The organism is Pantoea sp. Pa-EAmG, assembly GCF_030024295.1.
Lineage (GTDB): Bacteria > Pseudomonadota > Gammaproteobacteria > Enterobacterales > Enterobacteriaceae > Pantoea > Pantoea dispersa.
The window spans coordinates 1-17,616 of record NZ_JASEWO010000007.1 but is presented as its reverse complement, the minus strand read 5'-3'; the positions used below and the strand labels follow the sequence as shown (position 1 = coordinate 17,616).

The following is a 17,616-nucleotide window of genomic DNA, read 5'->3' as shown; positions in this document are numbered from 1 at the left end:
TGTGTCTTAACCACCACGCTTCTGGCCGTCCAGCACCTGCTTCAGCTCCTGCGGTCCCTGGTAGCCAGGAATCATCATGCCGCTGTCGGTGAGGATGGCGGGCGTGCCCTGAATACCAAACAGAATGCCCAGCTTGTAGTGCTGATCGAGATTGATTTTGCAGCTCGCCGGCGCATCCATTTGCGGTGCGTCGCCTTTCATTGCGGCATCAAACGCCTTGTTGCGATCGGCGCTGCACCAGATGGCGGTCATGGCTTTCTCCACCTGGCCGTGCAGGCCTTCACGCGGGAACGCCAGATAGCGCACGGTGATGCCCAGCGCGTTGTAGTCAGCCATTTGCTCGTGCAGTTTGCGGCAGTAGCCGCAGGTGATGTCGGTGAATACGGTGATCACGTGCTGCTCTTTCGGCGCTTTGTAGACAATCATTTCCGGTGCCAGCGCGGCGACTTTTTTCTCCAGCAGCTGATTGGTGACATTCACCGGCTGCGCGCCGCTGACATCGTACAGCGGGCCCTGAATCATGTGCTTGCCGTCTTCGGTGACGTACAGCACGCCGCTTTCGGTCATCACCGTTTTGATACCCGGCAGCGGCGACGGCTGGATTTCCGCCTGCTGCATACCCAGTTTTTTCAGTGATTGCTGAATCGCGCTGTCATCGGCATGGGCCAGCGCAGAAAAGGCGCTGACCAGCAGAGCCAGCGTCGTAACGGTTTTTTTCATCTCAAATCCTTGTTGCCGCTGCTCAGGCGCGCGGATGATGCTGTTGATGTAACTGACGCAGGCGCTCAGTCGCCACGTGCGTGTAAATCTGGGTGGTCGACAGGTCGCTGTGCCCCAGCAACATCTGTACGACGCGTAAATCGGCACCATGGTTCAGTAAATGTGTGGCAAATGCGTGGCGCAGCACGTGCGGTGACAGCTTTTCGCTGTCGATGCCGGCAAGGGTGGAATAGTGTTTGATGCGATGCCAGAAGGTCTGGCGTGTCATCTGCTGCGCGCGGTTGCTGGGGAACAGCACATCAATGGTCTGCCCGTTCAGCAGCCACGGCCGCCCGTGTTCCATATAATGCTCCAGCCAGTAAATTGCTTCTTCACCTAATGGCACCAGCCGCTCTTTATTGCCTTTACCGATGACGCGCACCACGCCCTGACGCAGGCTGACATCACTCAACGTCAGACCGACCAGCTCAGAGACGCGCAGCCCGGTAGCGTAGAGCAGCTCCAGCATCGCTTTGTCACGCAGTTCGAGCGGTATGTCCGTTGCCGGCGCCTGTAACAGGCGCTCGACCTGATTTTCTGACAGGTCTTTTGGCAGGCGCTGCGGCAATTTCGGCGCTGATAACAGCGCGCTGGGATCGTCACTGCGCAGCTTTTCGCGGTACAGATACTGAAACAGACGGCGCATCGCGCTCAGAGTACGCGCTGAGCTGGTGGCTTTGTAACCGCCCTCAATCCGCTCAGCCAGAAACTGCTGCAAATCAGCGGATTCCAGCGTCAGCAGCGTGCGCTCATGGTGGTGCAGCCAGGCAGTGAGCGTCTGCAAATCCTGACGATAGGACGCCAGCGTGTTCTGCGCCAGGTTGCGCTCAATCCAGAGCGCGTCGAGAAACTGTTCTATCAGATCGCTGTCCTGCACTATTGCCCCTCGCCGTGTGAAATCGTGCTCATTATGCCTGAAACTGGCCTGCTTCTGGTACAATTGCGCCAGAGTGAGTTTCAGTCAGAGCATTAATTGCATGAATATCGGTCTGTTTTACGGTTCCAGTACCTGTTACACCGAGATGACGGCGGAGAAAATCCGCGACTTTATCGGTGAAGAATTAGTCACACTGCATAACCTGAAAGATGACGATCCGTCGCTGATGGAGCAGTACGATTTACTGATTCTCGGTATTCCGACCTGGGATTTCGGCGAACTGCAGGAGGACTGGGAAGCGGTGTGGCAACAGCTGCCGGCGCTCAATCTGCAGGGCAAAATTGTGGCGCTGTACGGCATGGGCGACCAGGTCGAGTACAGCGAATGGTTCCTCGATGCGCTGGGTATGCTGCACGAACTGCTGCTGCCGATGGGCGTGCAGTTTGTCGGTTACTGGCCGCTCGAAGGCTACCAGTTCACCAGTAAAAAACCACTGACCGCCGATGGTCAGCAGTTTGTCGGCCTGGCGCTCGACGACGTTAATCAGTTTGAGCTGAGCGAAGCGCGCGTCGAGCAGTGGTGCGAACAGATTCTGACCGAAACCGCCGCGCTGCTTTAATGCGGCGTCGCGCCATCCAGCAAAAAACAGCGGGCGCGTAACGCGCGCCACGCGTCGGGCGGCATGCTGTCGTGCAGCAGCCACAGCCGCCAGCGCTGCCCGCGACGGTTACGCAGCACCAGCAACACGCCCCACGGTAGCCAGTCCGGCTGCTGTTGCGCCTGCCAGCGCTCACCGCGCCAGTACCAGTCACCCTTGTCATCCAGCATGAGTGCTCCGCAGCGCTGCTGCAGGCGACGCGCGTTACGCCAGTACTGCAGGGTCAGTAGAATCACCACCGCGATCTGAACCCAGGCCCAGCCCGCCGGCCAGCGACAGCTCAGCAACAGCACGCCACACAGCCCGAACAGCGTCACATTCAGCGCCCGCGCGCTGCGTGACGCGCGCAGATCACATTGCCACCGGCCCGCGTTCACGGTTGCGCTGCTGAATCAGTTTCACCATGCGTTTGAACTCGGGATCGGCCGGTTCGCCGTGGTTCATCATCCAGTTAAACAGGTCCGGATCGTCGCTCTTCAGCAGCGCGACAAACACCTGCTTGTCGCTGTCGCTCAGCGAATCATACTCATATTTAAAGAACGGCATGATCGAGACATCCAGCTCCAGCATGCCGCGACGGCATGCCCACTGGACGCGCGCTTTGTCATGAATATCCATGTGTCTTCTTCCACAGCTGATAACAGTGGCGCTCAGTGTACCTGCTTTTTCGCCGCGCTGCAGGCGTGCAACCGGACGCTGCGCGCGGTGACGCACAGCAATGCCACCGGTTTCAGGGTTATCACGCGATTTGTGCGCCAGATTCCGCAAACAGGTTGCAATGGCGCACTGCTCTTTTAACATTGGTAAGCATATTACTGGATAAACCTTATTGATCAGGACGGACTCATGCCGATTTTCACCCTTCCGCCTCGCCAGCCCGCTGCGGCGTCGCGCCTGCCTTTAACGCTGATGTCGCTCGACGAGTGGGCGCTGGTATCGGTGCAGGGCAAAGATAGCACCTCTTATCTGCAGGGTCAGCTGACGCTGGACGTGGCGGCGCTGGACGCAGCGCAGCATCGCCCGGCAGCGCACTGTGATGCCAAAGGCAAAATGTGGAGCAATCTGCGTCTGTTCCATCGTGGAGAAGGTTATGCCTATGTTGTGCGGCGCAATCTACGCGAGCAGCAGGTGACCGAACTGAAGAAGTATGCGGTGTTCTCCAAAGTGACCATTGCGGCCGATGATGACGCAGTCCTGCTCGGCGTTGCCGGTTTTCAGGCGCGCGCCGCGCTGGCTAACGTTTTCGCCACGCTGCCGGATGCCACAACCCCAGTGGTACAGCAGGATGACACCAGCCTGCTGTGGTTCGCCGAGCCAGCCGAGCGTTTTCTGCTGGTCACCACGCCGGCGCAGGCCGAAGCGCTGCAGCAGAAGCTGGCCGGGGAAGCGCAGCTGAATGACAGCACGCAGTGGCTGGCGCTGGATATTGCGGCGGGCGTGCCGGTGATCGACAGCGCCACCACGGCGCAGCTGATTCCGCAGGCCACCAACCTGCAGGCGCTGGATGCCATCAGCTTTAAAAAAGGCTGTTACACCGGCCAGGAAATGGTGGCGCGCGCCAAATTCCGCGGCGCCAACAAACGTGCGCTCTACTGGCTGGCGGGCAGCGCCAGCAAAGTACCGGACGCAGCCAGTTCGCTGGAGTTGCAGATGGGCGACAAATGGCGTCGTACCGGCACGGTGCTGAGCGGCGTACAGCTGGATGATGGCAGCGTGTGGGTGCAGGCGGTGCTGAACAACGATCTGGAGCCGGATAGCGTGCTGCGCGTTGAAGGCGATGAAAGCGGTAAGCTGACCATTCAGCCGCTGCCCTATTCGCTGGAGGAGTAACGGTTACGGCTGGTACGCCGCAGGGTCGCCACCAGTGGCGACCCTTGCCTTGTTACATCACGTAAAAATAGATGGCGCAAAAGTGCAGCACGCTGCCGCCCAGCACGAAACCGTGCCAGATGGCATGATTGTACGGGATACGGCGCGACACATAGAAAATCACCCCGAGTGAATAGACAATCCCGCCCGCCGCCAGCAGCCAGACGCCGCCGGCCGACAGTTTGGTTGCCAGCTGATAAATCACCACCAGCGACAGCCAGCCCATGCTGAGATAGGTCACCAGCGACAGCACTTTAAAGCGATGCGCAATGGTCAGCTTAAAGATGATGCCCGCCAGCGCCAGACTCCAGATCACCACCATCAATCCCTGCGCCAGCGGCGATTGCAGCCCGACCAGCAGAAACGGCGTGTAAGTTCCGGCAATCAGCAAATAGATGGCGCAGTGGTCAAATTTCTTCAGCCAGTATTTGGCGCGCTGGTGCGGAATGGCGTGATACAGCGTCGAGGCGAGGAACAGCAGAATCATGCTGCCGCCGTACAGGCTATAGCTGGTAATGGCAGTGATATTCGCCTGCATTTCAACGGCCTGGGTCAACAGCAACACCAGCCCCACGATGCCAAACACACAGCCCAGGCCGTGGCTGATGCTGTTGGCAATCTCTTCGGCCAGTGAATAGCCCTGGGCAATAAGTCGGTTCTGTACCATGGCGTCGGATTCCTGAACATCGTAACGAAAGTTGTGCTTTTTCTGTGCACCAGAGTAGCGAAGAACAATTTCAGAGTACACATGTACGCTAAAATTATTCTGTGAAGAGGTGTGACAACCCAGCGGCAAACCAATCTGTTACACTGAGGCTTCTTTTTGCCGTGAGCGCCGCCCGAATGTTTTCACACAGCGACCTGTCCCGTTTGAATGACCTTGAGATGCAGGTTTATCACTTCATCATCAAACACCGGGAAAGTGTCAGTTATATGACCATCCGCGAACTGGCGGCGCAGGCGGGCGTCTCGACCACCACGGTGCTGCGCTTCTGCCGCAAAATGCACTGTGACGGCTGGTCAGAATTCCGTATCCGTTTTCGCCTGGCGCAGGAGGAAAGCGCGCCGGTGCTGCTGCCCTCCGGTGTCGGTGAAATGCTGAGCTTTTTTAAAAGCATCAATAACGCAGAATTTGATCAGCAGATTGCCACCGCGGCGCAAATGATTATTGAGGCTGAGCACATTTTCTTTATTGGTGCCGGTACTTCAGGCAGTCTCGGCAAATATGGTGCACGCTATTTTTCTAATATTGGCAAATTCAGCCATCACATCGATGATCCTTATTACCCGGTGAGTAAGAGCGCCTGGGAAAATGCGCTGGCGATTATTTTATCCGTCTCTGGCGAAACCGAAGAGATCCTGCGCTTTGCCAGTCAGTTCAGTCTGCATCACTGTAAAATCATCTCCATCACCAATCACGACAACTGCTCGCTGGCGAAAATGGCGGATTTCAATCTCTCCTATCATGTGCCGCAGGAGAAACTGCCTGACCGCTACGATATTACCACCCAGGTACCGGTCATTTATATTCTGGAGACGCTGGGCCGTTATATTTCCCGCCTCACGCAGGTATAAAACAGCCTGTTTTTCGACGGTAACAAGTCACATTTCCGCGCCGGTGTTATAGCGTGACTTTGCTATTTCAGTTGTTACACTGCGGGCAGTATTATTTTCGCCAACAGCGTGACGAGGTATTGAAATGAGTGAAGGATTGCAGTTACCCAGCGGATTTCTCTGGGGCGGCGCGGTGGCAGCCCATCAGGTTGAGGGCGGCTGGGATCAGGGCGGCAAAGGCGTCAGCATTGCTGATGTTCTCACCGGCGGCGCACACGGCGTTGATCGCGTCATCACGCCCGGCGTCCAGCCCGGCCAGCACTATCCCAACCATCAGGCGGTGGAATTCTATTCACACTACAAACAGGACGTGGCGCTGTTTGCTGAGATGGGTTTCAAATGCTTCCGCACCTCGATTGCCTGGACGCGCATTTTCCCCAACGGCGATGAACTGCAGCCCAATGAAGCCGGCCTGCAATTTTACGATGACCTGTTTGATGAACTGCTGAAATATGGCATCGAACCGGTGATTACCCTGTCGCACTTTGAGATGCCATATCATCTGGTTAAAGAGTACGGCGGCTGGGCTAATCGCAAAGTGGTCGATTTCTTTGTGCGCTTCAGTGAAGTGGTGATGACGCGCTATCGCCACAAGGTGAAGTACTGGATGACCTTCAATGAAATCAATAACCAGCGCAACTGGCAGTACCCACTGTTCGGCTACTGCTGCTCCGGCGTCGTGTTCACTGAGCATGAAAAGCCGGAGCAGACAATGTATCAGGTGATGCATCACCAGTTCGTCGCCAGTGCCAAAGTGGTAAAGCGCGGCCACGAAATCAACCCGGATTTCCAGATTGGCTGCATGATCGCCATGGTGCCGGTCTATCCGTTCTCCTGCCATCCGGACGACGTGATGCGCGCGCAGGAGTCGATGCATCAGCGCTACGTGTTCAGCGACGTGCAGATGCGCGGCGCGTACCCGGCTTATACGCTGAAAGAGTGGGCGCGCAAGGGCTATCACATTGAGATGGAAGCCGATGACGCCGAAACGCTGCGTCAGGGCTGCTGCGATTACATCGGTTTCAGCTACTACATGAGCAATGCGGTGGACACCAAAGCCAGCGGCGTCGACGACCCGATCACCGGCTTCGACGGCGTAGTGCCTAACCCGCATGTGAAAGCGTCCGACTGGGGCTGGCAGATTGATCCGGTCGGCCTGCGCTACGTGCTTAACGCGCTGTATGAGCGCTACCAGAAGCCGCTGTTTATTGTTGAGAACGGCTTTGGTGCCATTGATAAAGCCAATGCTGAGGGCGTAATCGAAGATGACTACCGCATTGATTATCTGCGCGCGCACATTGAAGAGATGAAAAAAGCGGTGGCGCTGGATGGCGTTGATCTGCTGGGCTATACGCCGTGGGGCTGCATCGACTGCGTCTCCTTTACCACCGGCCAGTACAGCAAGCGCTACGGCTTTATCCACGTCGATAAAAACGATGACGGCAGCGGCAGCTTTGCCCGCTCGAAGAAGAAGAGTTTCGCCTGGTATCAGCAGGTGATTGCCAGCAATGGTGAAGTGCTGTAACCGCTAATGGCGCGCGACGTATAGATGTGCGCCGCGCGCAGACAGGCTGTGAAGTGCGGCTCAACGACCGCCTGATGCATCAATAAAGCTGCCGGTGACGTATGAAGCGGCGTCACTGGCCAGCCAGGCGATGGCGGCAGCGATCTCCTCCGCCTGGCCGCCGCGCTGCATCGGCAGCGATGACGCGAGGCGATCAACGCGCCCCGGCTCGCCGCCGTCGGCATGCATATCGGTGTAGATCAGCCCTGGCCGCACGCTGTTAACGCGAATCCCCTGCGCCGCCACTTCCAGTGACAATCCTCTGGTCAGCGTGTCCATCGCGCCTTTCGACGCCGCATAATCGACATACTCATTGGGCGAGCCGGTACGCGCGGCCGCTGACGAGACGTTAACAATAGCGCCGCCCTGACCGCCGTGTGCGGTGCTCATGCGTTTTACCGCTTCGCGGCAGCAGATAAACGTGCCGGCGACGTTGGTTGCCAGCACGCGCTGAATGCGCGCAGCATCCAGATCCTCAACCCGGCACTGGGAGAAGAGAATACCGGCGTTATTCACCAGCACGCGCAGCGCGCCCGGCTGCTGATCCAGCTGGCGGAACATGCGCACCACCTGCGCTTCATCGGCAATATCCGCCTGTAAGGCAAACGCGCTGCCGCCCTGCGCTTCGATATCTGCTACCACCTGCAACGCTTCTGCTTCGCGCTGCCGGAAATTGATTGCCACGCGATAACCTGCCTGCGCCAGCAGCAGCGATGTTGCCCGTCCAATTCCGCGGCTACCGCCGGTGACCAGTGCCAGATCCATATGCTTCTCCCATAAAAAAAGGCCGACAAATCGGCCTTTAGTATTACTGAAGGGTTTGGATTACGCCTGCAAATTACTGGTATTCGCTCATCGGAACGCATGAACAGAACACATTGCGATCGCCAAACACATCGTCGAGACGCTTAACGGTCGGCCAGTATTTGTTGGCGCTGCCGGCCGGGAAGACCGCCAGCTCGCGGCTGTACGGATGAGTCCAGTCGCCGACGATTTCCATCTGGGTATGTGGTGCATTCACCAGCGGGTTGTCGTCAGCCGGCCATTCACCGTCGGCCACGCGATCGATTTCCATGCGGATCGCCAGCATCGCGTCAATAAAGCGGTCCAGCTCGATTTTGCTCTCAGATTCGGTCGGCTCGACCATCAGCGTGCCCGCGACCGGGAACGACATGGTCGGCGCATGGAAGCCATAGTCGATCAGGCGTTTCGCGATATCCAGCTCGCTGATGCCGGTCTGCTCTTTCAGCGGACGAATGTCGAGAATGCACTCATGCGCCACGCGGCCGTCGCGGCCGGCGTACAGAATCGGGTACGCTGACTGCAGCCGGCTGGCGATGTAGTTGGCGTTGAGAATCGCCACCGAGCTGGCCTGCTTCAGCCCTTCGGCACCCATCATGCGAATGTACATCCAGCTGATGGGCAGAATAGATGCGCTGCCGAACGGCGCCGCAGAAACCGCGCCCTGCTGGGTCAGCACGCCGTCAATCTGCACCACGCTGTGGCCCGGTACGAATGGCGCCAGATGCGCCTTCACCCCGATCGGCCCCATGCCCGGACCGCCACCGCCGTGCGGAATGCAGAAGGTTTTGTGCAGGTTGAGATGCGACACGTCAGCGCCAATGTAGCCAGGCGTGGTGATCCCGACCTGCGCGTTCATGTTTGCGCCGTCGAGGTACACCTGGCCGCCGTACTGATGCACGATCTGGCACACTTCGCGAATGGTCTCTTCGTAGACGCCGTGCGTCGACGGATAGGTCACCATGATACACGACAGCGCATCACCGGCCTGCGCTGCTTTTTCACGCAGATCGCCGAGATCGATGTTGCCCTGCTTATCACAGGCCACCACCACCACCGCCATGCCCGCCATCTGCGCGGACGCCGGGTTGGTACCGTGCGCCGAGCTCGGGATCAGACAGATCGTGCGGCCCGCTTCATTACGGCTCTCATGATAGCGACGGATGGCCAGCAGACCGGCGTATTCGCCCTGCGCACCAGAGTTCGGCTGCATGCACAGCGCATCGTACCCGGTGAGCTGAACCAGCCACTGGGACAGCTGGCCGATCATCTGCAGATAACCGCTCGCCTGCTCTGCCGGGCAGAACGGGTGCAGTTCAGCGAATTCCGGCCAGGTGATCGGAATCATTTCGGCGGCGGCATTCAGTTTCATGGTGCATGAGCCGAGCGGGATCATCGCCTGATTCAGCGCCAGATCCTTTTTCTCCAGGCTGTGCATATAGCGCATCATCTCAGTTTCGCTGTGATGACGGTTGAACACCGGATGGGTAAGGAATTCGCTGGTACGCTGCTGGCCTGCCGGAATGGCGCTGTTTTCCGCCGCCACCGCGGCGTCCAGCGCCTCGATATCCTGGCCGTGCGCGTCGCCCAGCAGAATGGCAAACAGCGCCAGCACGTCTTCACGCGTGGTGGTTTCATCCAGCGTGATACCGACCGCATTGAGGATATCGCTGCGCAGGTTGACGCCGAAGCTCAGCGCACGGTTCAGCACCGCCGCTTTGTCCGCGACTTCAACGGTCAGCGTATCGAACCAGCTGTGATGGCGCAGCTTCAGGCCGCCGTTTTGCAGGCCTGCTGCCAGAATCGAGGTCAGACGGTGAATGCGCGAGGCAATGCGCTTCAGTCCGGCCGGGCCATGGTAAACCGCGTACAGGCCGGCGATATTCGCCAGCAGCACCTGTGAAGTACAAATGTTGGAGTTGGCTTTCTCACGGCGGATGTGTTGTTCGCGCGTCTGCATCGCCATGCGCAGCGCGGTGTTACCGGCGGCATCGCGTGACACACCGATGATACGGCCCGGCATGGAGCGCTTGTGCTCATCACGGCTGGCAAAGAAGGCCGCGTGCGGACCGCCGTAGCCCATCGGTACGCCAAAGCGCTGGGCGGAACCAAAGACGATATCAGCACCCTGTTTGCCCGGCGCTTCCAGCTGCACCAGCGCCATGAAATCCGCCGCCACGCTCACCACCACTTTGCGGCTTTTCAGCTCAGCAATCAGTTCACGGTAGTCGTGCACTTCTCCGCTGGTACCGACCTGCTGCAGCAGCACGCCAAACAGATCGTCGTGCTCGCGGGCTTTTTCGGCGCGATCGATAATCAGCTCAAAGCCAAAGGTTTCGGCGCGGGTGCGCACCACATCCAGCGTTTGCGGATGGATGTCATCGGCGATAAAGAATTTTGTCGCGTTTTTCAGCTTGCTGACGCGTTTGGCCATCGCCATGGCTTCGGCCGCCGCGGTGGCTTCATCCAGCAGCGACGCTGAAGCGATATCCAGCCCGGTGAGATCGAGCGTCAGGGTCTGGAAATTGAGCAGCGCTTCCAGCCGGCCCTGCGACACTTCCGGCTGATACGGCGTATACGCCGTGTACCAGCCCGGATTTTCCAGCATGTTGCGCAGAATCACCGGCGGGGTGATCACGGCGCTGTAACCCATTCCAATCCAGGATTTATAACGCTGATTCTGGCTGGCAATGGCTTTCAGCTCTGCCAGCGCCTGCTGTTCAGTCGCGGCATCGCCTACCGCCGGCGGGCCTGGCAGCTGGATATCAGCAGGCACAATTGAAGCGATCAGCGAAGCCAGCGAGCTGGCACCAATCGCTTCCAGCATGGTGGCCTGCTGCGCGGCATCAGGACCGATATGGCGCTCAATAAAAGCACCGTTATGTTCGAGCTGGCTGAGAGTCTGGGTCATTTACAGTACATCCTGAATCGGGCTGGGTGACAAAATGGCATTAAATCAGGCAGATAAAAAAGAAGGCGCCGCAGTGCAGCACCTTCAGAGACTACCGGTTACTCGTCGATGGATTTTTTGTAGGCCTCGGCATCAAGCATCGCGTCGAGCTCGGACTCGTCGCTGGCTTTGATGCGGAACAGCCAGCCGGCGGCGTACGGTTCGCTGTTAACCAGCTCCGGGGCATCGCCCAGCGCTTCGTTGACCTCCACAATTTCACCGCTCAGCGGGGCATAGATATCCGATGCCGCTTTCACGGATTCGGCTACCGCACAGTCGTCACCGGCGGCAAAGCTGGCGCCCACGTCAGGCAGGTCGACAAACACCATGTCGCCCAGCAGTTCCTGCGCGTGTTCGGTGATGCCCACGGTAAACGTACCGTCAGCTTCTTTACGCACCCACTCGTGGCTATCACGGTACTTCAATTCATTTGGCACATTGCTCATCGCCATTTCTCCTGAAAAAAAATTACTGAGCGACCGGCTTGCCGGCGCGAACAAAAATAGGTTTAGTCACTTTCACCGGCATTTCACGATTGCGGATTTCAACTATCGCCTGCTCACCGATACTGGCCGGCACGCGCGCCAGCGCAATGCTGTAGCCCAGCGTTGGCGAGAAGGAGCCGCTGGTAATGATGCCCTGCTGCGGCTGTCCCTGCGCATCGGTAAAGCGCACCGTCAGACCGTTACGCAGCACGCCTTTTTCGGTCATCACCAGCCCGACCAGCTTTTCCGTGCCGTTCTCGCGCTGCACTTCCAGCGCCTCACGGCCAATGAAATCACGGTCGGCGGGCTCCCAGCTGATGGTCCAGCCCATGTTGGCAGCCAGCGGCGAAACGCCTTCATCCATCTCCTGACCATACAGATTCATGCCAGCTTCGAGACGCAGCGTATCGCGTGCGCCCAGTCCGGCTGGTTTCACGCCTGCGGCCAGCAGCTGCTGCCAGAAATCTGCGGCCTGAGCGGCAGGCAGGGCGATTTCATAACCGGCTTCACCGGTATAACCGGTCGTGGCGATAAACAGATCGCCGGCGTGTACGCCAAAGAACGGCTTCATGCCTGCCACCGCGTCACGCTGTGCCGCGCTAAACAGGCTCTGTGCTTTATGCTGCGCGTTCGGTCCCTGTACGGCGATCAGCGCCAGATCGTCACGCTCGGTGAGCGCAACCCCAAACGGCTGCGCATGCTCAGCGATCCACGCCAGATCCTTCTCGCGCGTGGCGGAGTTGACCACCAGGCGGAAGAAATCTTCGCTCATAAAGTAAACAATTAAATCATCAATGACGCCAGCTGAAGCATTCAGCATGCCGGTATAGAGGGCTTTGCCGGGCTGGGTCAGTTTGGCGACATCGTTGGCCAGCAGGTAACGCAGAAATTCACGGGTGCGCGCGCCGTGCAGATCGACAATGGTCATGTGGGAAACGTCAAACATTCCGGCATCGTTGCGTACCGCATGGTGTTCATCCATTTGCGAGCCGTAGTGCAGCGGCATCATCCAGCCGTGGAAGTCCACCATGCGGGCACCGCAGGCCTGATGCTGTTCGAATAGAGGCGTTTGCTGAGTCATAACCATCCTGTGAAGACAAGTGAATGTGACGCGCCTGCGCCGTCAGTTTTGAGCGACGCAAACGTTCTCTTTACGCTGAAGTTACCACCGAACCCGGCAATTAACCATAAGGAAAACGAGGGTGAAACCTTATCATCCTTTGTGCTGCCCCGGCAGCCACGCCAGCACATCTCACTGCATTTATGTGATTTACCGCGCATATAATTCACCTGTTGCGCAGTAATTCAGCCGAATAATTGAACCTGTGCCGCAGACAAGGGAAATGGTTCGGGAGCAAAAAGCATTTTGGATTAGTAAAAGTAATGCGAATTGAGACCTGAAATTAGAATAAATCAAATGAAGGGCAATTTGGGTGCAGCGATGCACAATAATGGTGCTGGGGCGGGTTTTGTAGTGGCGTTACCGGGTGCGCACAGGGTCGCGATGGATGGCGACAACGCTGTGCAGTTCGGTGATTCATGAGCGGCAGCCGACTGCCACGCCCACCCTTGAGGGCGATCGCGTAACGTCAGTGCAGGAAAAACGGCACCTGAAACGGTGCCGTAATAAGGAGGGTTAGCGGATCCAGCCGGGCAGGTCGTTGAGGCCCATGGCCTGCTTCAGCAGTAACGGCTTCACGCCAGGCAGCGTGTCGGCCAGCTTCAGCCCGACGTCGCGCAGCAGTTTTTTCGCTGGATGGTGGCCGGCAAACAGCTCACGGAAACCCTGCATTCCAGCCAGCATCAGCGCTGCGCTGTGCTTGCGGCTGCGTTCATAACGCCGCAAATAGAGATGCTGGCCGATATCTTTGCCCTGCTGATGCAGACGGCGGATTTCGCCAATCAGCTCGGCGGCATCCATAAAGCCGAGGTTCACCCCCTGCCCGGCCAGCGGATGGATGGTATGCGCCGCATCGCCCACCAGCGCCAGCCGGTGCGCAGCAAAGTTGCGGGCGTAACGCGCCATCAGCGGGAAGGTTTTCCGTTCGCTTTCCACCTGGCACAGACCAAGGCGCATATCGAATGCCACCGACAGCTGCTGGTTAAACAGAGCTTCCGGCATGGATTGCAGTCGCGTCGCTTCCTGCGGTGACAGCGACCAGACGATGGAACACAGGTGCGGATCCTGCATCGGCAGGAAGGCCAGAATGCCGTCGCCGTGGAACACCTGGCGCGCGATGGCATCGTGCGGCATATCGGTGCGTACATTGGCCACCAGCGCGTGATGTTCGTAATCCCAGAAGGTGATCGGGATATCCGCTTTGTCACGCAGCCACGAGTTGGCCCCGTCCGCAGCAATCAGCAGGCGCGCGCTCATCATGCTGCCGTCCTGCAGGGTAATAAAGGCTTCGTTATCGCCAAACGCCACCTGCTGCAGCTGAGCCGGTGCAATCAGCGTCACGTCGCTGCACTGGCTGGCGCGCTGCCACAGCGCACTGTGAATCACCTCGTTTTCAATGATATGTCCGAGGTGCGACAGCCCCTGCTGCTCGTCATCAAAGCTGATCGAGCCAAAGCTGTCCTGATCCCACACTTCCATGCCGTGATACGCACTGGCGCGCAGCGCGAGAATGGTGGACCAGACATCGAGTTTTTGCAGCAGACGCTCGCTGGCGGCGTTGATGGCCGAGACGCGAACCGACGCTGGCGCCGCCGCATCAAATTGTGGCTCAGGCGCTTTTTCCAGCACCGCAACGCGCAGGCCGCTGCCCTGTAAGCCACAGGCCACCGCCAGACCGACCATGCCGCCACCGGCAATCGCCACATCAAATGTTTGCATTGCTGCCCCTTAATTCATGCTTAACGCTTAACCCAGCCGAGCGTGCGCACGGCAAGTGGGTTTCGCAGCCATGGCAGGTGGTCCATTGCCACCAGCCCAAGATTTCGTCCTGCCACCAGCGGGGCATAATGGTTGGCGAACAGCCGCACCAGACCGTCGGTGACGCCAATCGTCGCCGCGCGATCTGGCTGGCGGCGCGCAGCAAAATGGTGCAATACCGCGTGGCTACCGGGATCCTGCTGGTGACGATGCGCCGCCGCCAGGGTTTCCGCCAGCGACATCACATCGCGCAGTCCGAGGTTAAAGCCCTGCCCGGCGATCGGATGCAGCGTCTGTGCCGCGTTGCCGACCAGCGCCAGCCGGTGCGTCACCTGACGCTCTGCGGTCTGCAGCGCCAGCGGATAGATTTCGCGCTGGCCGGCATGCGTGAAGCGCCCCAGCCGCCAGCCAAAAGCACGCTGTAATTCATGCATGAAGGTAGCGTCGTCCCACTGCTTAACCGTGGCTTCGGCGGCCGCCGGATGACACCACACCAGCGACAGACGGTTGCCGGACATCGGCAGCAGCGCCAGCGGACCATGCTGTGTGAAGCGCTCAAACGCGCGGCCCTGATGCGGCAGCTGCGTCGCGACGTTGGCAATCACCGCCAGCTGCTGATAGTCCTCGCGCTGCCAGCGCATGCCGCACGATGCCGCCAGCGGCGAGCGTGCGCCGTCGGCGGCCACCAGCAGCGCGCCCTGCAACGTGTCGCCGCTGCTGAGCGTCACCTGCACGCTATCGGCGCTACGCGTAACGGAGGTGACGTGATCCGGACAGCGCAGCGTTACGCCGGGTGCCGCACGCAGACGTTTAAACAGGCGCTGGCCGACATCATACAGCTCGACCACGTTGCCCAACGCCGCCAGTTGGTAATCCTCCGCCTGCATCTGGACAAACCCGCTGTGGCTGCGATCGGAAACGTGGATGTCGGTAATGGGCGTGGCGCAATCCGCCAGCGAACGCCACAGGTCAATTTCCGCCAGCTGCTGACAGGTGCCCGCCGCCAGCGCGATGGCGCGCCCGTCAAAGCCCGGGTGCGCGCGGCTGTCCGGCTGGTGACGCTCAATCAGCGTCACTGGCAACTGGCCCTGCGTCAGATGCGAAATCGCCAGTGCCAGCGTGGCGCCGGTCATGCCGCCGCCTGCAATCAGGATACTCATACGCCGCGCGCCGCCGCCATCAGTGCTTCGATCGCCTCAGCGTCTTTTACCACGCTGTCGGTCAGGTTTTCATTACCGTCCGCGGTGATGACGATATCGTCTTCGATACGGATACCGATGCCGCGATACTGCGCCGGCACTTTGGCATCCGGCGCGATATACAGGCCCGGTTCAACGGTGAGCACCATGCCGGGTTCAAGCAGGCGGTCGCGGCTGGGCGTGCCGTAGTGGCCGACGTCGTGCACGTCCAGCCCCAGCCAGTGACCAAGGCCGTGCATAAAGAACGGACGGTGCGCCTGCTCTTCAAACAGCGTATCGATATTGCCTTCCAGAATGCCCAGATCGACCAGACCGGTGATCATGATACGCACCACTTCGTCGTTGACTTCATGGATGCTGATGCCCGGGCGGAACATCGACAGTGCCTTATACAGCGAGGCGAGCACGATGTCGTAGATCTCGCGCTGCGGCTGGCTGAATTTACCGTTAACCGGGAAGGTGCGGGTGATATCGCCGGCGTAGCCATGGAATTCGCAACCGGCATCAATCAACACCAGATCGCCGTCGCGCATTTCGCTTTCGTTTTCGGTGTAGTGCAGAATGCAGCCGTTCTCACCGGAGCCCACAATGGTGTTGTAAGATGGAAAGCGCGCGCCGTGGCGGGTGAATTCGTGATGGATTTCGCCCTCCAGCTGATATTCAAACATGCCGGGACGGCACGCCTGCATCGCGCGGGTATGTGCCAGCGCGCTGATTTTTCCTGCGCGGCGCAGAATGGCGATCTCGTCTTCGCTTTTAAACAGGCGCATCTCATGCACCCAGGGACGCCAGTCGGTCAGCGTCGCCGGCGCGCTGAGGTTTTGCCGGAAACCGCGACGCAGTTTCTCCAGCGCACTGAACACCAGCATATCCGCTTCCGCGTATTCACCCTGTGCGTGATAGACCACGTCGAGTCCGTTGAGCAACAGGTGCAGCTGCTCGTCAATCGCATCCCACGGCAGCGCGCGGTCAACGCCCAGCTTCGCCGGTGCGGCTTCCTGACCAAGCCGACGCCCGAACCAGATCTCTGCCGTCAGGTCGCGTACGCGGTTAAACAGCACGCTATGGTTATGATTGTCATCGCTCTTGATTAATACCAGCAGCGCCTGCGGCTCGTTGAAGCCGGTGAAGTACCAGAAGTCGCTGTTCTGGCGAAAGGGATATTCGGTGTCGTTGCTGCGCGTCACTTCAGGTGCAGCAAAAATCAAAGCCGCGCTGCCGGGCGCCATGCGGGCGATCAGCGCCTGACGACGTTGCCGGAAAGTTTCCAGTGTAATCATATTTGCACTCCCTGTAGAAAACGGGCAGCGACCTGCCCACGATGACGCGCTTAGTGTAGCGTAGGTTTTTGCACTTCCGGTGCGGTCGGCGTGCGTGGCCGGGTGAAGGTGTCATGGCACAGCAGCGCGGCAACACGCACGTACTCAATCACCTCTTCCAGCGACTGTTCGAGCTCTTCCTGATCTTCATCTTCATCGTAGCCAAGTTGCGCAATGGTGCGCAGATCGTCAATCGCTTCGCCGGTCTCACCGGTCACTTTGTCCAGCTTCGGCTGTGTCACGCCCAGGCCCAGCAGGAAGTGATTGACCCAGCCGGCCAGCGCGTCAGCACGATCGAACACCGTGATGTCATCCTCATCCGGCAGCATCAGCTGGAACAGGAAACCCTCTTCATCCAGCGTGTTGGCCAGGTTTTCATGCAGCGCCTGCAGCGGCTGCGCCAGGCTTTGCGAGAACGCCATGCCCTCGTTAGTCAGGTCATGCACCAGGGTTTTCCAGCTGCTGTCCTGATTGCCGCCGCACAGAATGCCACACAGCAGTCCGTGCATCTCGGCGGGCGTCATGCCTACGCCCTGCTGGGAAAGTGCCGCGGCCAGCGCGTTGTAAGTGGGTGTTGCGTTCTGTAAAGACATAAGCTTTGGTCGTCGTTGGCAGAATAAGTTCGTGTTATGCTACCACCAGG

At 58.9% G+C, this 17,616-nt stretch carries 17 protein-coding genes; 4 read left to right on the top strand and 13 right to left on the bottom strand.

The features are described from left to right. Positions 1 to 6 precede the first annotated feature (6 nt). Both dsbC and xerD read right to left on the bottom strand, forming a co-directional pair. Positions 7 to 720 (bottom strand): bifunctional protein-disulfide isomerase/oxidoreductase DsbC, encoded by a 714-nt coding sequence (gene dsbC / locus QMM04_RS02120; RefSeq protein WP_021506677.1) that lies wholly within the window; start codon positions 718 to 720, stop codon positions 7 to 9. Positions 721 to 742: 22 nt separating this feature from the next. Next, the gene (gene xerD / locus QMM04_RS02115; protein WP_282995547.1) at positions 743 to 1,636 is read right to left on the bottom strand and encodes a site-specific tyrosine recombinase XerD; all 894 of its coding nucleotides are present in this window, start codon (positions 1,634 to 1,636) and stop codon (positions 743 to 745) included. Positions 1,637 to 1,736: 100 nt separating this feature from the next. Between xerD and fldB the strand changes: the two genes are divergently transcribed. Beyond that, on the top strand, positions 1,737 to 2,255 hold the full coding sequence (fldB, locus tag QMM04_RS02110; protein ID WP_088517213.1) for a flavodoxin FldB: 519 nt from the start codon (positions 1,737 to 1,739) through the stop codon (positions 2,253 to 2,255). Here fldB and QMM04_RS02105 read toward each other — a convergent pair. Then, positions 2,252 to 2,671: a protein YgfX gene (locus tag QMM04_RS02105; protein ID WP_282995546.1), complete on the bottom strand. Its 420-nt coding sequence runs from the start codon at positions 2,669 to 2,671 to the stop codon at positions 2,252 to 2,254. The two genes, fldB and QMM04_RS02105, sit on opposite strands and share 4 nt — an antisense overlap. Beyond that, positions 2,646 to 2,912: an FAD assembly factor SdhE gene (gene sdhE / locus QMM04_RS02100; RefSeq protein ID WP_010616925.1), complete on the bottom strand. Its 267-nt coding sequence runs from the start codon at positions 2,910 to 2,912 to the stop codon at positions 2,646 to 2,648. The genes QMM04_RS02105 and sdhE overlap by 26 nt, the downstream gene beginning before the upstream one ends. Positions 2,913 to 3,140: 228 nt before the next feature. Between sdhE and ygfZ the strand changes: the two genes are divergently transcribed. After that, positions 3,141 to 4,124, top strand: coding sequence for a tRNA-modifying protein YgfZ (gene ygfZ, locus QMM04_RS02095; protein ID WP_282995545.1), 984 nt, complete (start codon positions 3,141 to 3,143; stop codon positions 4,122 to 4,124). Between the two features lie 52 nt (positions 4,125 to 4,176). Here the strand turns inward: ygfZ and QMM04_RS02090 are convergent, their stop codons facing one another. After that, entirely contained in the window at positions 4,177 to 4,830 is a 654-nt protein-coding gene (locus tag QMM04_RS02090; RefSeq protein WP_021506671.1) for a hemolysin III family protein, read from the bottom strand. Between the two features lie 176 nt (positions 4,831 to 5,006). Between QMM04_RS02090 and QMM04_RS02085 the strand changes: the two genes are divergently transcribed. Further along, entirely contained in the window at positions 5,007 to 5,738 is a 732-nt protein-coding gene (locus QMM04_RS02085; protein WP_031279481.1) for a MurR/RpiR family transcriptional regulator, read from the top strand. Positions 5,739 to 5,862: 124 nt separating this feature from the next. After that, a complete protein-coding gene (locus QMM04_RS02080) occupies positions 5,863 to 7,302 on the top strand; it encodes a 6-phospho-beta-glucosidase (RefSeq protein WP_260641597.1) in 1,440 nt (479 codons plus the stop codon). A 60-nt stretch (positions 7,303 to 7,362) separates the two neighbouring features. Here QMM04_RS02080 and QMM04_RS02075 read toward each other — a convergent pair whose 3' ends face one another. The 8 genes from QMM04_RS02075 to QMM04_RS02040 all read right to left on the bottom strand — a co-directional run bounded on the left by QMM04_RS02075 (position 7,363) and on the right by QMM04_RS02040 (position 17,566). Beyond that, the gene (locus tag QMM04_RS02075) at positions 7,363 to 8,106 is read right to left on the bottom strand and encodes an SDR family oxidoreductase (protein ID WP_282995544.1); all 744 of its coding nucleotides are present in this window, start codon (positions 8,104 to 8,106) and stop codon (positions 7,363 to 7,365) included. 73 nt (positions 8,107 to 8,179) lie between these two features. Beyond that, on the bottom strand, positions 8,180 to 11,053 hold the full coding sequence (gene gcvP, locus QMM04_RS02070) for an aminomethyl-transferring glycine dehydrogenase (protein WP_021506667.1): 2,874 nt from the start codon (positions 11,051 to 11,053) through the stop codon (positions 8,180 to 8,182). Between the two features lie 98 nt (positions 11,054 to 11,151). Beyond that, the gene (gene gcvH, locus QMM04_RS02065; RefSeq protein ID WP_282995543.1) at positions 11,152 to 11,538 is read right to left on the bottom strand and encodes a glycine cleavage system protein GcvH; all 387 of its coding nucleotides are present in this window, start codon (positions 11,536 to 11,538) and stop codon (positions 11,152 to 11,154) included. 22 nt (positions 11,539 to 11,560) lie between these two features. Continuing rightward, positions 11,561 to 12,658, bottom strand: a complete 1,098-nt coding sequence (gene gcvT, locus QMM04_RS02060) for a glycine cleavage system aminomethyltransferase GcvT (protein ID WP_282995542.1) — start codon at positions 12,656 to 12,658, stop codon at positions 11,561 to 11,563. Between the two features lie 555 nt (positions 12,659 to 13,213). Continuing rightward, complete coding sequence (ubiI, locus tag QMM04_RS02055) at positions 13,214 to 14,416, bottom strand: FAD-dependent 2-octaprenylphenol hydroxylase (protein WP_282995541.1); 1,203 nt, start codon at positions 14,414 to 14,416, stop codon at positions 13,214 to 13,216. Between the two features lie 20 nt (positions 14,417 to 14,436). Further along, the gene (gene ubiH, locus QMM04_RS02050) at positions 14,437 to 15,615 is read right to left on the bottom strand and encodes a 2-octaprenyl-6-methoxyphenyl hydroxylase (RefSeq protein ID WP_282995540.1); all 1,179 of its coding nucleotides are present in this window, start codon (positions 15,613 to 15,615) and stop codon (positions 14,437 to 14,439) included. After that, on the bottom strand, positions 15,612 to 16,934 hold the full coding sequence (pepP, locus tag QMM04_RS02045) for a Xaa-Pro aminopeptidase (protein ID WP_282995539.1): 1,323 nt from the start codon (positions 16,932 to 16,934) through the stop codon (positions 15,612 to 15,614). Before pepP ends, ubiH begins: the two co-directional genes overlap by 4 nt. Positions 16,935 to 16,984: 50 nt before the next feature. Further along, positions 16,985 to 17,566 (bottom strand): YecA family protein, encoded by a 582-nt coding sequence (locus QMM04_RS02040; protein ID WP_282995538.1) that lies wholly within the window; start codon positions 17,564 to 17,566, stop codon positions 16,985 to 16,987. Positions 17,567 to 17,616: the final 50 nt, after the last annotated feature.

What these genes read in the sequence shown, in the direction of transcription:
- ygfZ (WP_282995545.1), top strand. Translation starts at nt 3,141, where the DNA reads ATGCCGATTTTCACCCTTCCGCCTCGCCAGCCCGCTGCGGCGTCGCGC.
- QMM04_RS02090 (WP_021506671.1), bottom strand. Translation starts at nt 4,830, where the DNA reads ATGGTACAGAACCGACTTATTGCCCAGGGCTATTCACTGGCCGAAGAG.
- ubiH (WP_282995540.1), bottom strand. Translation starts at nt 15,615, where the DNA reads ATGAGTATCCTGATTGCAGGCGGCGGCATGACCGGCGCCACGCTGGCA.
- gcvH (WP_282995543.1), bottom strand. Translation starts at nt 11,538, where the DNA reads ATGAGCAATGTGCCAAATGAATTGAAGTACCGTGATAGCCACGAGTGG.
- ubiI (WP_282995541.1), bottom strand. Translation starts at nt 14,416, where the DNA reads ATGCAAACATTTGATGTGGCGATTGCCGGTGGCGGCATGGTCGGTCTG.
- pepP (WP_282995539.1), bottom strand. Translation starts at nt 16,934, where the DNA reads ATGATTACACTGGAAACTTTCCGGCAACGTCGTCAGGCGCTGATCGCC.
- fldB (WP_088517213.1), top strand. Translation starts at nt 1,737, where the DNA reads ATGAATATCGGTCTGTTTTACGGTTCCAGTACCTGTTACACCGAGATG.
- QMM04_RS02040 (WP_282995538.1), bottom strand. Translation starts at nt 17,566, where the DNA reads ATGTCTTTACAGAACGCAACACCCACTTACAACGCGCTGGCCGCGGCA.
- dsbC (WP_021506677.1), bottom strand. Translation starts at nt 720, where the DNA reads ATGAAAAAAACCGTTACGACGCTGGCTCTGCTGGTCAGCGCCTTTTCT.
- gcvT (WP_282995542.1), bottom strand. Translation starts at nt 12,658, where the DNA reads ATGACTCAGCAAACGCCTCTATTCGAACAGCATCAGGCCTGCGGTGCC.
- QMM04_RS02085 (WP_031279481.1), top strand. Translation starts at nt 5,007, where the DNA reads ATGTTTTCACACAGCGACCTGTCCCGTTTGAATGACCTTGAGATGCAG.
- gcvP (WP_021506667.1), bottom strand. Translation starts at nt 11,053, where the DNA reads ATGACCCAGACTCTCAGCCAGCTCGAACATAACGGTGCTTTTATTGAG.
- QMM04_RS02080 (WP_260641597.1), top strand. Translation starts at nt 5,863, where the DNA reads ATGAGTGAAGGATTGCAGTTACCCAGCGGATTTCTCTGGGGCGGCGCG.
- QMM04_RS02075 (WP_282995544.1), bottom strand. Translation starts at nt 8,106, where the DNA reads ATGGATCTGGCACTGGTCACCGGCGGTAGCCGCGGAATTGGACGGGCA.
- sdhE (WP_010616925.1), bottom strand. Translation starts at nt 2,912, where the DNA reads ATGGATATTCATGACAAAGCGCGCGTCCAGTGGGCATGCCGTCGCGGC.